The sequence below is a fragment of the Bradyrhizobium liaoningense genome (assembly GCF_018130825.1).
Lineage (GTDB): Bacteria > Pseudomonadota > Alphaproteobacteria > Rhizobiales > Xanthobacteraceae > Bradyrhizobium > Bradyrhizobium liaoningense_B.
In genome coordinates, this window is sequence record NZ_JAFCJS010000004.1 from 57,423 (window position 1) to 70,248 (window position 12,826).

The following is a 12,826-nucleotide window of genomic DNA, read 5'->3' on the forward strand; positions in this document are numbered from 1 at the left end:
GTCTCTCTCACTCAGACAGCAGCAGGAAGATTTGCGTTGAGGTCCTGCTTCTTGACCTTGCCCGTCGCCGTCAGCGGCAGGGCAGCGATAATACGCACTTCCGGGACCTTGTAGACGGCCATCCGCTCGGCGCACCAGGCGCGCAAATCCTCCGCGGAGATGGTGCCGACCGCCTCCGGCTTGAGCTGGATATAGGCCACCGGCACCTGGCCCTTGTCGGGATCGTCGCGCCCGACCACGCCCGAGCCCAGCACCTTCGGATGTTGCCCGAGCAGCGCCTCGATCTCCGGCGGGAAGACGCTCATGCCCTTGACCTTCAGCATCTCCTTGCGGCGGCCGAGGAAGTGCAAAAAGCCATCCTTGTCGATGGTGCCGATGTCGCCGGTGCGCAGCCAGCCGTCGATCAGCGATTCCGCGGTCGCCTCCGGCTTGTTCCAGTAGCTCTTCAGCAGCGACGGCGTGCGCACGCGAATCTCGCCTTCGGCGCCGAGCGGCAGCAGCGCGCCGGTTTCGAAATCGGTGATCTTGAACTCGGCGCCGGGGACCGGCAGGCCGACGAAGATCGGCTGGTTGTTGAGATCGAAATCGTCATCCTGGAATCCGGCGGTAAACGTGTTGGAGGTGTGGGTCTCCGTCATGCCCCAGGCCGCCTCCATCAGGATCGTGCCGGTGAGGTCCTTCCAACGTTTGCGGTAATCGGCGTTCAGCTTCTTGACGAAGGAGACGACACGCACCTGCTTCAACGACGACAGGTCGAACTCGCTCCAGCGCCGATGGTCCATCAGTTCGACCGCGCCGTCCACCGGCATCGCCGTGATGGTGACCTTGTATTTGTCGATGGCGGCCATCGCGCCGACGGCGTCCCAGCGCGCGAGCAGGACCAGCGTCGCGCCGGAGAATAGCGGGAAGATCAGGCCGAAATTTTCACCCGCGATCCAGAACTCCGGAAAGAACGACAGGAACACGCTGCTCTCGTCCGACAGCACCGAGATGCCGTAATTGGCGGCGGCCGTATAGACCATGTCGCGATGGGTATGGACGCAGCCCTTGGGCATGCCGGTGGTGCCGCCCGTGTAGTTGAGCGCGGCGACATCATCGAGGCTGGGCGGCGGCAGCGGCGTCGGCGCCGACATCGCCGCAAGCGCCGGCAGCAGATCGGTCGTGCCCGGGACCGCGACGCGCGGCCCGCGAATCGAGTCCGGCGCGGGGAACGCCGGCGCAGCCGGCACCACATCGGCAAAGCTGGTGACGATGATCTCGCGCAGCCGCACCTCGCCTTTCACCTGCTCGACGACGGGAATGAGCTGGTCCAGCGCCACGATCACTTCGGCCTGGGTGTCGTTGAGCTCGTAGGACAGCTCGAACGCGCGCGACAGCGGGCTGACGGGGACGTGGACCGCGCCGAGCTTCAAGATGCCGAAGAACACGATGTGGAATTGCGGGCAGTTCGGCAGGAAGACGGCGACGCGATCGCCCTTGCGCACGCCCTTGGCCTGCAGCAGCGCGGCAAAGCGATCGCTCTGCTGATCGAGATCGGCGTAGGTGGTGACATGCCCGTAGAAGATCACCGCAGGTCGCGCGGGACTGTGCTTGGCCCAGGCGCGCAGATATTCCGTCAGGGGAACTTCGCCATGCAGATAGTTCGGGGAGCGCGGCATGCCCTTCGGCCAGGCCTTGTCCCACAGGCCGCGCAAGGTGGCGAGGTAGTCCTTCTCGTTGAGGCCTGCACTCATGGCGTCCGTCCCGTGCTGCTTGTTCTTTTCGCGACGGCACGCAACGTGCCGTCGCTCGACCTTGTTACAGGTCGAGCACGGCAGAGTTGATGTCAAGGAAAACAGTTTTCCGCAGCACGGCCGATGCCGCGGCGCGGAAAAATCACGCTACGCCGTGACGAGACGAATGATCCGCCGCACGGCAGACGGGATCGGCGCGATAACAGGCACGGTGAACATCGGCTGAAGCTCGCGTGCCGCTTCACCCAGCGGCCCGCCGCCGATGATCACCGCTTCCGCCCCGTCCTGCGCAATGCAGGCCTCGACCGCAGCGGCGAGAGCCGCGCGCAGCTGCGCCGGATCGCGCATGAGCTCTTGCGGATCGCCATCGGCAAAGCGTGTGCCGGTGTAGAGCGCATGCAACCCCAGCGCATCGGGCAATGCATCGATCTTCCCTTTCAGCAGCGGCGTCGTGGTCGCCACGCCGAACCGGCGGCCGTTCGCTCCGGCTTCCAGCATCGCGGACTCGCCGATACCGACGGCAGGCAGCGTCATCACCGCCTTGATCCCGGCGAGGCCGGGATCACCGAATGCCGACACGATGATACCGTCGCACTCAGAGCCGCGAGCACGCGCGATCTCCTCGACCTCCGACGCGGCCGCCTCCAGCGCATCCGCCGAGACGATCATCAAGGGCGCCCGAGTTGCCGTGGCACCGACAATGTCGAAGCCATCGGCGGCGGCCGACCTGGCGATCGCCACCATCATCGCGGTGGTCGCCTCATTGCTGTTCGGATTGATCAGGAGGATGCGCGCACGCCGTTCGAAGTTTTGGCCCATCCTCCGGCTATACTAGGCCGCCCGCACGCCCGCAACGAAGGCGCTGACCTCGTCCTGGAGCGATTGCAGCTTCTGCGACAGCCGGCCGCTCGATTGCAGCACGAGGCCTGCGGCCTGGCCGGTCTCGGCGGTCGCGTCGGTGACGCCTGAGATGTTTTGCGAGACCTGGTCGGTGCCGGAGGCCGCCTCCTGCACGCTGTGCGCGATCGCCTGCGTCGCGGCGCCCTGCTCCTCGACAGCGGCCGCGATCGACGAGGAGATCTCGTTGACCTCCATGATGGTCTTGCGGATGCTGTCGATGTTGCCGACGACCTGGTTGGTCTCGGCCTGGATCGCCGTGATCTGCGCGCCGATTTCGTCGGTCGCCTTCGCGGTCTGGCTCGCCAGCGACTTCACTTCGCTTGCGACCACCGCAAAGCCCTTGCCGGCCTCGCCCGCACGCGCCGCCTCGATGGTGGCGTTGAGTGCGAGCAGATTGGTCTGCGAGGCGATCTGATTGATGAGATCGATGACCTCGCCGATCTTGTGCGCGGCCGCGGCAAGGCCCTGCACGGTATCGTTGGTGCGCTGACCGTCGGCGGCGGCCTTGTCGGCCACTGATGCGGCCTGCGCGACGCGCTGGCTGATCTCGGTGATCGAGGACGACAGCTGGCCGGCGGCGGACGCCACGGTCTGCACGTTGGCCGAGGCCTGTTGGCAGGCGGTCGCGACGAAGCTCGCACGGTCGGTCGCCTTGTTCGCGGTCTCCGACATGCCTTGGGCGGCCTGCTGCATCTCGCGCGCCTCGTTGAAGACGTCGCGGACGACGGCCTGGACGCTCGCCTCGAACTTGCCGGCGAGATCGGCCATCGCCTTGCGCTTCTCGCCATCGGCCTTGCGCTTCAGCTCGTCCTGCTCGGCATGCATCTGCTGCACCGCCGATGCATTGTCCTTGAACACGGCGAGCGCCTTGGCGAGCCCGCCGACCTCGTCGCGACGATCGGTGTAGGGCACGTCGAACGCGCTGTCGCCGGCGGCAAGGCGCTCGGTCAGTGCGGTGATTTTCGCCAGCGGCCTCGTGACGCTGCGGCCGATCAGGAACGAGGCGCCCAGCACCACGACCAGCACGGCCAGACAGATGTAGGCGAACGTCATCGCGTTCTGACGGAACACGGCATCGACGTCGTCGAGATAGATGCCGGTGCCGATGATCCAGCCCCAGGGCGCAAAGCCCTTCACATAGGAGATCTTTCCGACCGGCTGGTCAAAGCCGGGCTTCGGCCAGAGATAGCCGTAGAAGCCCGCGCCCTGCTTGTTGACGACGTCAACGAAGCCCATGAACAGCGCGTTGCCGGCGGGATCCTTCATCCCCGAGAGATCCTTGCCGTCGAGCTCGGGCTTGATCGGGTGCATGACCATTTTGGGGGTCATGTCGTTGATCCAGAAATACTCGACCTTGTCGTAACGCAGGCTCTTGATCTCGGCCATCGCGGCGGCCTGGGCCTGCTCGCGCGGCAGTTTGCCTTCGCTCTCGAGCTTCTGGAAATGGGCCAGGATGCCGTAGCCGATATCGACCATATGCTGCGTCTTGGCCTGGCGATCGGCGATCATCTGCGCGCGCAAGGTCGAAAGCGCGATCGGCGCCAGTGCGATCATGCCGAGCAGGCTGATGCCGACAATGAGGACCAGCTTGAAACTGATACGGGAGAAAATCATCGGGGCTCGCAAGAATTGGAAGGCTGATATGCAAGTTTATCCCGGGCCCCTTAGCAAAGCTTTAAGCATTCGGGTTCCCGAAAGCCCGCACGATTGCGTAGGACCGGCCGCTGGCATGCTGCGTATGGCTTTGCGGGCCTGGCTGGCCGTGCGGAAATTCAAGCTGTTCAAATCTAGAAGACCTCGACATCGCCCCTCGAAGCGTTGACTTGGCGGAGCCTCTGGCCGAACGATCGGCGCAGATCATCAGCGCCAGCCAAAGCGTTGCGCGCCGCCGGAGGCCAGAGGCTCCATGCATCAATCGACATACGCAAAACCCCTCGAGCTGCCCGCGCTGACCGCAGCGGAGCGGCTCTTCGTCTGGGGATTTCGTGCCAAGGCGCGAAGCGGCCGCGCCGTTCCGACCGCGGCCGACATCCAGCAGGTGTATGACCACTTTCGCGTCGGCGACGCCGTCCCGTCGCTGGAATCCATCATCGAGATCTTCGCCTGCACGGCGCATACGGCGATCGAGGTGCACTGCCCCACCTGCCCGCGCATGTCGGAGAGCGAATGCGGAATCTTGCGGGCGATCGCCGCCGCGCAGAAGGAGCGCGACGATGTCGCGCGCGAGCAGTTCGAGTGCTGGCTGCCGCCGGTGGGCGCGGATTGGGCGCTGGCGCCGGTGCGGGGCCTAGCGACGATCTTCCGCATGGCCGGCCTCATCCTGCCCGACCGGCACGTCTCCTCGCGCGACCATGACCGGATGATGGCGATGAAGAGCTGGCTCGTAGGCAGCCCCACATTGCATTGACGGAAGCGTCCATGATGCAGGCCATTTGCGATTCTGCGCCTGATCCGGAAACCGCCCAGCCGCGACTCTGTCCACTTCGAGCTGCGCTTGCGACGCGCCCCTGCGTCGAAAGCTACGATGATTTTTCCCGCGTCGCGCTGGCGCTGTTCCGCTTCATTGGAGCTGCCTACGCGACCGGCGCATCGGATTGCTGGGAGGCGGCCTATCGCTTCGCCGATGAAGCGCCCGGGATTGCCGACAGCCCGCTGCTGGTCGCACGCGCGGCGGCGCTGGTCAGGGTTCTGCGCAGCGGCCGGCCCTGCGAGCTGTGCTTCATGCCGCCGTCCTGCAAGCGCCTGTCGAAGGACGAGGCGGAGCTGATGAGACTGCTGGCGGTCGCACGTAACAAGCAGCCGGGCGAGCTCGAGTCCGTGGTCTGCCAGTTCGTCGGCAACGAGAATGAGATTGCGACAACGCGGGCGGTCAACGCGCTGGCCTGCTGCTGAGACCTAACTTCCCTTCTTGTCGAGCACGAGATCGATGGTGTGGCTTGCGATCTTGCGCAGCTGGACCTCATCGCCATAGGCGCGTTCGAGCACGGCGAGGCCGCGCGTCACCGTGATGATGTGCAACGCTGCGGCCGCGGGATTGCCATTGAACTCGCCTCGTTTCGCCGCTGCCGACAGCGTGTCCTGAACCAGAGCGGTGATCCGAGAGACGAGACTCGCAAAGGCCTGGCGCGCCGCTTCGTCCAAGCCTTCGCCTTCCGCCGCGCCGAGCTCCATCAGGCCGCGCGTGGTCGGACATCCCCGCGGCGGCGAGCCGGAACGGAAATTGGTGATCGTGAGGTCGAAGAACGCGGTGAGGCGTTTGCGCAAACTGCCTGTACCGAGCGCCTTTTGCAGGGCAAGCAGGTAATCACCCGCGTAGCGCTCATAGGCCTGCAGGAACAGCGCTTCCTTGCTGCCGAAGGCGTTGTAGAGGCTGCCGCGCTGGACACCGGCGTCACGCGCGATGTCCGACAGCGAGGTGCCGCGCACGCCTTTGCGCCAGAACTGGTCGAACGCGATGCGCAGGACATCGTCATGGTCGAACTCGCGCGGCCTCAAACTCTGCTCCTCCAAAGTATTTGACACAGCGTCAAGAACGTGGTTTCTCGACACAGTGTCAAAAACAAATTGGGATTGATATCCCGTTTCGTCAATAAGCCGACGGCCGGCGCGGATGATGCGCCTGGCCGATCGGGCCCGCATGCAAAGGGACCCGCCCATGCCTCTGCTTCACATCTCGATGCGCGCCGGAAAGCCGGAAGCCTATCGCCGGGCGATCCTCGACAGTCTCTATCGAGCCATGCGTGAGGCGCTGAACGTGCCTGATGGCGACGAGTTCATGACCATCAGCGAGCTTGCACCCGCGAACTTCCGCTGCGGCAATGCCTACGGCGTCAACCGCAGCGACGACGCCGTGCTGATCCAGATCACCGTGTTCGCCTCGCGCACCCCTGAGCAGAAGAAGGCGCTGTACCGGCGGATCGCCGAGCTGCTCGGCGAGAGCCCGGGCATCCGGCCCGAGGACGTGTTCGTGAACGTGCTCGACGCACCCAAGGAGAACTGGTCGGTGGGGCACGGCATCGCGCAATTCGCGTGACCGTGCAAGCCCGATGCCGCACCTCACGCGCAGCGGGCGCGAGGCGATCATCCATGCCGGCGCGTTCGACGAGCCACTGGGTGCGACGCCGGATCGGCATGTGCAGTGGACGTCCCGCGCGGCGTGGTATGTGCACGGCGACGGATTGCCGGTCGAGGACTGCGATTCAGCTTCCCGCATGCGCACCGTGGTGACGGTGATAAGCACTCGGCGAGGGCCAGGTCCAGCCCTTCAGTGCCGTTCGATCCGGCTCGAAGATTTCGATCTTGAGCGGATGGCACGCCGCGGCATCGCTGGAATGGGTTGCGCTGCAGTCTCCACCGGGACAGGCTGATAATGCGCCGAGCAGGTCGATCTCCGCGAAAAACTCGATGAAGTCGCCGGGGCGGACCGGACTTGCCTTCATGAAATATTGGTGCGTGTCCCTGGTGAAGCCGGTGCACATGAAGACGTTGAGCACGTCGTGGACATGATGCTCCACCGCATTCGGCTCCATCTTCAGTTCGGTCGCCAGCGCACGCGACAGGTTGGAGTGGCAGCAAAAATCGTAAGCCGTGCCGTTCAACAGGAGATTTGTATAGGGATCACAGCGCGTGCCGATCACATCGTGAATGCCGGCGCCGTCCGCGTCGAAGCCGTACCAGCCGAGCGTATCGTGACTGATGGTCGCCATCGGCCGAAGATAGGGCATATTGCTCCAGAGCCGGTTACCGATGCCGACATGCGTGCCATGGAGCGCCCGGGTCTTGCCGCTGAAGAAGCGCTCGGCGAGGTCGTCCGCGTTCCAGAGATTGAGGTCGCCGACCTGAGGGCCTTCGATGCTGACGATGCGGAAGAACTGGCCGCGCGCCACACGAAAGGCACGGGCATCGCGTGGCGGCACGATGAGCTCGTGGGTCTTGATCGCCGCACGGCGGGCTGCTTCGAGCGTGGCCATATCCGGCCCGGGCATCGTCCCGGCCGGATAGACGATGGCCGGCTTGGCAGCGCGGCGCGAGGCGGCATCAGCGGGGGCGGGTGGGATATTTGGGGGCATTGTTCAGTCTCGGATCGACGCGGCAAAAGGAGGGGCGGTGACTGACGGCGGAAGCGGCTGACCCTACCGCCTCGCCTCAGCCGCCGGCAACGCACGCTTCCATGATTCGATCGAGCTCGGCCTGCGAGAGCACTCCAAGCTCGGCGATGAAGACGATGCGCGTTCGCGGTACGCCTGCCGGCGGCGCCTCGCCCGGCGCGAGCGTCGCGCGGCCGCCGGCGAACTGGAACACCATCTGGCGTCCGGGCTGCTCGACGGTCTCGAACAGGCCTTTGGCGCGGGCAAGCTTTGGTGCGAGCCGGCCGATGGCCTGCTGCAGGCGCGGCAGCGAGATCGGGTGATCGGAGATCCAGCTCAGCGTCTCGAAGCGCTCCTCTGCCGGCCGTTTCGGTCCTGGCTCGCGCGGTGCGGGTGCGCGGTCGGCGGTCGCGGGAAACAGCAGCGCGGACGGAATCTCGCCGTGGTTCGCCTCGACCACCACGGCAGGGACGCGCAGCGCGCGGATGGCTTCGCGCATCCGTCCGGCTGCGCCTCCCTCCGCCAGATCCAGCTTGCTCAGCGCCACGATATCGGCAACGCGCAGCTGCGAGCGCAGCAGCGCGTCATCCAGGCGCGATGGCGGCGTCCCCGCGTCGATCACGCAGAGCACCGTTTCCAGCGGCGCCTCGCGCAGGATCACCGGGTCCATCAGATTGCGCACGATGTCGGCGGGATCGGCGACACCGCTGGTCTCGATGACGATGTACTCAGGCCTGGGATCGCGCCGCAGCAGCGTCGCAAGCGTGCGCAGCAGATCGCCTTCGAGCGAGCAGCAGATGCAGCCATTGGCAAGGCTGACCACGCCGTCGCTCGCGCCCGCGATCAGCTCCGCATCGATGTTGATGGCGCCGAAATCGTTGACTACGGCGGCGATCCGCCGGCCACCCGCATGCGCCAGAAGATGGTTCACGACCGTGGTCTTGCCGGCCCCGAGGAAACCCGTCACCAGGAGCACCGGGACCGGCATGGCTCAGCTCTCCACGACGGGGCGCCGCACCGGCTTTCCCGGCCGCGCAGCCACATCCATAATGCCGTCGCTGATCAGCGGCTGGCCGCTGACGATCAAATGCCGCACGCCTTCGGAGGGACGGTTCATCGCCGTGAAGGTCGCACGGTCCGAGAGCTTCTCGTAATCGAACACGACAATATCGGCATCCGCGTCTTTCGTGAGCCGGCCCTTGGCGCGCATCGCGGGCGTGCTCTGCGACAGGATCTCCGCGGGGATCAGCGCGCATTTGCGCACGCCTTCGAGCAGCGACACGGCTTTGCGCTCGCGCACCCATTCACGGATGAATTTCGTGAAGCAGCCGGCCGAGCGCGGATGCGAGGTGGCGTCATCCGGCAGCGGCCAGGCGTCGCCGGTGTAGGTCTTGCCGTCCGAGGTCGTCCACGGCATCGCGTCGGACGCGATGGCGCCGCCGGGATAGAGCACCGACAGGTCGAGCAGGTCGCGGTGATGCGCATTGTGCTCGGTGTCGAGGATGTGCCAGAGCACCAGCGAGGACGGCTCTTCGGCCTGCGCCTTGAGCAGCTCCTCGCGGTCGTGGAAACGGTGGCCGTCGGTCACGCGCTGCACGGAATCATAGCCGGTGCCGTTGCGCTCGACGAATTTTGGATCGCTGAAGAACGCGGCGGCCAGCACGGTCGAGCCGGTGCCGTAAGGATAGGCTTCGACCGTGATCGGCAGGCCCTGCGCCTGCGCCTTCTCGACCAGCACGCGGCAGCGCGCGATGTCGGTCTTGCTCGACGAGTTGAAATGGCAGATGTGCATATGCGCGCCGGTGGCGCCGGCATAGCCGATCAGGCGGATATAGGCCTCCACGGCGCTCTCAGGGTCGATGCGCGACATGAAGGCGACGTGGGTGAAGGTCGGCACGTCCTGCTTCGCGGCGAGCTGGCAAACCGCGGTCAGCTCCTGCACGCCGGCGCCCGGCGCATAGGCATTGAGGATGCCGATGCCGATGCCGCCCTCGTTCAGGCCGCGGGTGAGGCGCTCAAGGATACCAGATACCTCGGCATCGGTTGCGACATTGTCCATCCAGCGGCGATCGCGCATGGCATTGCCGAACGCCTCCAGCGAGCTCTCCGCATTCGAACCCGTCATCGCGCCGATGCGGGCAAAGGCCCAGTTGGTGGCGGCGCCATAGTTCAGCACGCGGCCCTTTCGCGCCTGGCGCTCATACCAGGACCCGACCGGCAGCACGCCGGCCTCGAGATCGAGCGTCGTCGTGACGCCGTCAAAAGCCTGCATGCGGTCGGCCGGGATCGACTGGCCGTGGGCGTGCAGATCGATGAAGCCGGGCGCGACCACGAGACCGGAGGCGTCGATCACCCGGTCGGCGCCGCCAAGACCCGTGCCGACGGCAGCGATCTTGCCGTCCACCACCGCCACGTCGCCGACGGCATCCATCCCGCTCGCGGGATCCACCACCCGGCCGCCGCTGATCACCAAACCGCTCATCTCGTCACTCCGAAAAAGCCATTGCAAAAAACCTCCAAAGGCCCGGCAGCAGCTCCGGAGGCACGTCGGCGCGCATAGTGCAGATTCTGGGGAGAACGACCACCTCCACTGAAGCCGATGCAGCATGCTTGCACGTGAGGCCGATGAACGCAGGGCGTGTATCGGGACCGGAGCGCAACAACGCCGCTGCGGCAATGCGCCGGTCCAATCGGCATACGCGCGCATTCTCGCGGCAGGATTTGCCCGAGCTATGCTCCGCTTCACACCCTCTGAGAAGAAAGGGCGCAGGGAAGGCCGGGCGCCGGCTGGCACCCATAAGACCCCTGCGCTGAACGAATGCACACGCAATGCACAGGGGAGACACAGGGCAGCCGAAACCAGGCCTTCCCTGCGCGATGGTTTGACGGCCTATGCCGCGCTCTCCCGGGAGCCGAGTTCCTTCTGGCCTCCCTCGCCTCCGCGAAAGTCACGGCACCGCGCCGGTTGACGCAATGACGCGTTCGCCAAGGCTTGACCGTAGCAACGACGGCCAGGACCACACGGTTTCGCCGTACGCGGACTGACCTTGCTTCGCCAAGAGGCTTCGCAGAGCACGGCCCTGCTCCGTCAAAGGCTCCACAAGCTTGAGCGCCGTCCGTCTTTGCGGTCCGCACCATGCTCACGAGGTTCATCTCGCCCTGCACGCTACGGTCCGCCTTTAACGCCGCCCGCGTCCACCGCAACCCAGCCCGCGCTCGAAACGACGTACGACCGCCCCTTTGGTGGGCTGGGATGGGCGACACATACGGCAAATCCGAATTTCGGTAAAGTGGAATATTTTTGTGGCGAGGGGTTGACAGTGACACGGGTGTTTTGCCCGACGGGCAGTTCGTGATCGAGGGGCTCTCCCCCTGTTACAGTATCAGCGTATTGCCGTATTTTGGCGTTGAGGGACAACACCATGCCAGTGAGCTTCGCGGACATTACCGAAGCCTTCGAATTCGCCAACACCGAGGGCGACGTGGCGGAGCTTCGTGCCTTCGTGTGCAGACAGACCGGAAAGATCTACCATCAGACCGAGGGCCTGGATTCAGAAGATTTCGACGAGGAGCTGCCTGATGACATCGAGGATGAGGCCAAATACATCCCGCTCCCGGACAAGCGCGGACTCGGCCTGGGCAAGCCGCTGGTGCTCGATTTTGCCCACGAATTCCTGCCGGACGATTTCGACGACGTCCGTTATTTCTTCGGCAAGCGAGGCGCCTATCCGAAATTCGAAGCGATGCTCGCCAGACGTGGCGCGATCGATCGCTGGCATGCGTTCCAGGCGAAAGCCACGGAGCGGGCGTTGCGCGAGTGGTGCGCGCTGCATGAGATCGAAATCGTCGGCTGATCTGATGTCCGCGCCCGGACACGGTTCCGGAACTTCGCCGGACGCTCGCACGTGGTGGCGTACGCCATGTCCACGCAACCGCAACACTGCTCCGCCGTCTTCTCGCCCCCATTGTCATTCAGAGAATTGGGCGGGGCGGCTTACGGTGGGCATAGTTCCCTGGGGTTCCGTGTGATCGTCCGACGTCTTCTGCAACCCGACTCCCGTCATTCTGTTTCGCGCCGCGTGCTCCTCGGCGGACTTGTGTCGGCAGGGAGTGCCCTCGCGCTCGGCGGATGCGCCGGCTTAGGCGCGACCGGCGCGCGCTTCGACGCGTCGTCCCTCTCCGTTGACCCCACGTTGCTCGTCACCACCACGCGCAAGCCCGTCAACGGCGGCCGCACCAAACCCTGGTTTGGGCCGGAGCGCGCGACGAGCATGACGGTCGCGCGGGCCAGGCTGGTCGCCCCGGACGAAAGCCGTCTTTCCCTCGCCTCGGTTGGGCTCGGCGATTGGCGTCTCGATCGGATCGAACCGGTGTCGGCCGACGCCGGCGATCTCGCTGCGCAGGCCGGCGGAGGGGACGTGCTGATCTATGTGCACGGCTTCAAGCAGACATTCGAGACGGCGGTGCTGGATGCTGCCCATCTCTCCGACGGGATCAAGTTCCGCGGCCGGACCATGGCATTCTCTTGGCCCTCCAAGGCCGGACTGTTCGACTATGCCTACGACCGCGACAGCGCGATGTGGTCTCGCGACGATTTCGAGCGCGTGCTCTCTGCGCTCGTGTCGGCGCCAGGCGGAGGCCGCGTGCACATCGTTGCGCACAGCATGGGAACCATGCTGACCCTCGAAAGCCTGCGCCAGCTCTATGCGCGATACGGCGACACGGTCACGAGCAAGATCGGCGCGGTCGTGTTTGCCGCGCCCGACATCGACATGGACGTGTTCTCGTCGGCCATCCAGCGCATCGGTCCGCTCGCCGGCAAGATCACCGTGATAGCCGCGACGAACGATCGCGCACTCGCGCTGTCGGGCCAGATCGCAGGTGGAATGACCAGGGTCGGCGCCGCCGAGAAGGCCGCCATCGCGCGGCTCGGCGTGCGCGTGCTCGATGCCTCCCAGGAAGGCTGGGGCATCATCAACCACGACCTGTTTCTGTCGAATGCGGACGTGCAGCGGGTGATCCGCCGCTCGATCGACGGCACGACGGCGTGAGAGGGCGCCCGCGCCCGAGCCATGCAGAAGCGCCTGCGCAATCGTGACGTCGTGT

Annotated in this window: 12 protein-coding genes; 5 read left to right on the top strand and 7 right to left on the bottom strand. The window is 65.5% G+C overall.

Annotation, left to right across the window (positions count from 1 at the left end; genetic code table 11):
• Nucleotides 1-11: 11 nt before the first annotated feature.
• The 3 genes from JQ603_RS18835 to JQ603_RS18845 form a co-directional block, all read right to left on the bottom strand.
• Entirely contained in the window at nucleotides 12-1,733 is a 1,722-nt protein-coding gene (locus JQ603_RS18835) for an AMP-binding protein (protein WP_212341642.1), read from the bottom strand.
• 147 nt (nucleotides 1,734-1,880) lie between these two features.
• A complete protein-coding gene (locus JQ603_RS18840) occupies nucleotides 1,881-2,552 on the bottom strand; it encodes an aspartate/glutamate racemase family protein (protein ID WP_212341644.1) in 672 nt (223 codons plus the stop codon).
• Nucleotides 2,553-2,564: 12 nt separating this feature from the next.
• Nucleotides 2,565-4,247 carry a methyl-accepting chemotaxis protein gene (locus tag JQ603_RS18845; protein ID WP_212341646.1) on the bottom strand — a complete coding sequence of 561 codons (1,683 nt, stop codon included), beginning with the start codon at nucleotides 4,245-4,247 and terminating at the stop codon, nucleotides 2,565-2,567.
• A 292-nt stretch (nucleotides 4,248-4,539) separates the two neighbouring features.
• Between JQ603_RS18845 and JQ603_RS18850 the strand changes: the two genes are divergently transcribed.
• Together JQ603_RS18850 and JQ603_RS18855 are read left to right on the top strand one after the other, a co-directional pair.
• Entirely contained in the window at nucleotides 4,540-5,040 is a 501-nt protein-coding gene (locus JQ603_RS18850) for a hypothetical protein (protein WP_212341647.1), read from the top strand.
• 11 nt (nucleotides 5,041-5,051) lie between these two features.
• Nucleotides 5,052-5,525, top strand: a complete 474-nt coding sequence (locus tag JQ603_RS18855; protein WP_212341649.1) for a hypothetical protein — start codon at nucleotides 5,052-5,054, stop codon at nucleotides 5,523-5,525.
• A gap of 3 nt (nucleotides 5,526-5,528) precedes the next feature.
• Here the strand turns inward: JQ603_RS18855 and JQ603_RS18860 are convergent, their stop codons facing one another.
• Nucleotides 5,529-6,128: a TetR/AcrR family transcriptional regulator gene (locus tag JQ603_RS18860; RefSeq protein ID WP_212341651.1), complete on the bottom strand. Its 600-nt coding sequence runs from the start codon at nucleotides 6,126-6,128 to the stop codon at nucleotides 5,529-5,531.
• Nucleotides 6,129-6,288: 160 nt separating this feature from the next.
• Here JQ603_RS18860 and JQ603_RS18865 point away from each other — a divergent pair, with 160 nt between their 5' ends.
• The gene (locus tag JQ603_RS18865) at nucleotides 6,289-6,666 is read left to right on the top strand and encodes a tautomerase family protein (RefSeq protein WP_212341653.1); all 378 of its coding nucleotides are present in this window, start codon (nucleotides 6,289-6,291) and stop codon (nucleotides 6,664-6,666) included.
• 166 nt (nucleotides 6,667-6,832) lie between these two features.
• Here JQ603_RS18865 and JQ603_RS18870 read toward each other — a convergent pair whose 3' ends face one another.
• From JQ603_RS18870 to JQ603_RS18880, 3 genes are all read right to left on the bottom strand, one after another.
• Nucleotides 6,833-7,702, bottom strand: coding sequence for an urea carboxylase-associated family protein (locus JQ603_RS18870; RefSeq protein WP_212341655.1), 870 nt, complete (start codon nucleotides 7,700-7,702; stop codon nucleotides 6,833-6,835).
• A gap of 76 nt (nucleotides 7,703-7,778) precedes the next feature.
• Complete coding sequence (locus JQ603_RS18875; protein ID WP_212341657.1) at nucleotides 7,779-8,708, bottom strand: CobW family GTP-binding protein; 930 nt, start codon at nucleotides 8,706-8,708, stop codon at nucleotides 7,779-7,781.
• Between the two features lie 3 nt (nucleotides 8,709-8,711).
• Complete coding sequence (locus JQ603_RS18880; RefSeq protein WP_245003722.1) at nucleotides 8,712-10,202, bottom strand: amidohydrolase family protein; 1,491 nt, start codon at nucleotides 10,200-10,202, stop codon at nucleotides 8,712-8,714.
• Nucleotides 10,203-11,142: 940 nt separating this feature from the next.
• On the opposite strand from JQ603_RS18880, the gene JQ603_RS18885 reads away from it, so the two are divergent.
• The gene (locus JQ603_RS18885; RefSeq protein WP_212341659.1) at nucleotides 11,143-11,574 is read left to right on the top strand and encodes a hypothetical protein; all 432 of its coding nucleotides are present in this window, start codon (nucleotides 11,143-11,145) and stop codon (nucleotides 11,572-11,574) included.
• A 171-nt stretch (nucleotides 11,575-11,745) separates the two neighbouring features.
• Nucleotides 11,746-12,771 (top strand): alpha/beta hydrolase, encoded by a 1,026-nt coding sequence (locus JQ603_RS18890; protein ID WP_212342433.1) that lies wholly within the window; start codon nucleotides 11,746-11,748, stop codon nucleotides 12,769-12,771.
• Nucleotides 12,772-12,826: the final 55 nt, after the last annotated feature.